Annotated in this window: 1 protein-coding gene; it reads left to right on the top strand. The window is 41.4% G+C overall.

The annotated features are described in order from the left end of the window. Nucleotides 1-215: 215 nt before the first annotated feature. The coding region (locus O9334_RS12460) for an RRXRR domain-containing protein (protein ID WP_288000409.1) at nucleotides 216-1308 on the top strand (1093 nt) is incomplete at its 3' end.

Genomic DNA, 1308 nt, shown 5'->3' with positions numbered 1-1308 from the left:
GTCACTAACCCCGCCCTAAAAGGGACGGAGCTTGCCTAAACCAATTTAGGCGACGCAAGTAGAGACTACCGCACCGAGACACAATCTGGCACAGACTTCCGAATGCTTCCCTAGTTCGGATTCCCTCTCAGCTTTATTGGTAAAGCGTTGTTAGACAAGACATCTTGATTGTGTTGCGGTAAGGGACATTAACTTCACTCTTAAGGATTATCTCCATGGCAAGAGTTCCTGTTATCTCAAAAGACGGAAAACCGTTAATGCCCACCAAACCTAGTCGGGCCAGACGGTGGATTAAGGAAGGAAAAGCTATCGGTAAATTCAACGACTTAGATATTTTCTATGTCCAGCTAACCGATGAACCTTCCGATAGTAAAACCCAACCGATTGCTATTGGTATTGACCCGGGTAAATTATTCTCTGGAATTGGCGTTCAATCCTCTCTTTTTACTCTTTGGAAGGCTCACTTAGAACTTCCTTTTAAACGAGTAAAAGAGCGCATGGACAATAGACGGTTAATGCGAAGAGGACGTAGAAAAAGACGGATTAACCGCCAACTTTCTTTTAATCTAAGAGCGCATCGACAAAAACGATTCTCAAATAGAAGAACAGGAAAATTAGCTCCCTCAATCAGAGCTAATCGTCAACTTGAACTTCGAGTCGTTTCCGAACTAACCAAAATCTATCCAATTACCGATATTTACTTTGAGTACATCAAAGCCGATATTGATCTAACTTCTGGTAGAAAAGGAGCTAAGTCTGGAAAAGGTTTCTCGTCGGTTATGGTCGGACAGAAATGGGCTATTGAGCAACTATCTCAATTGGCAACAGTCCATACTCGCTTTGGTTGGCAAACCTCTAATCTTAGAAAACATTTGCGACTAGAAAAGTCCAAAAATAAAGCAGAACAATCACCAGAAAGTCATGCTAACGATGGAATTGCTCTTGCCTGTTTTCAGTTTTTAGATTATTGGCCATTTCATGCTTCTAATAGTCATGGATACGATTGGAAGGGTTCTGTTAAAGTAACGAACGCTCCCTTTGCTGTCATCAAACGTCCTCCTATTAGTCGTCGTCAACTTCACCTGATGGTTTTTTCTAAAGGTGGTAAACGACGTAAATATGGTGGCTCTACCACAAGACATGGGTTCCGTAAAGGAGATTTAGTTTCTTCTCCTAAAGGAATTGGTTATGTTAGTGGAGATACCGAAAAACAGCTATCTGTAAGCGATGCCAATTGGAAACGATTGGGACAGATAACTGTTAGCAAGATTCAGTTAATTCGTCGTTCTAACGGTTTAATTGTTTCTC

Origin of the sequence: Microcystis sp. LE19-8.1F, from assembly GCF_027531715.1 — a bacterium.
GTDB lineage: Bacteria > Cyanobacteriota > Cyanobacteriia > Cyanobacteriales > Microcystaceae > Microcystis > Microcystis wesenbergii_A.
The sequence above is the reverse complement of the archived record's forward strand: the minus strand, read 5'-3'. Positions and strand labels throughout refer to the sequence as shown.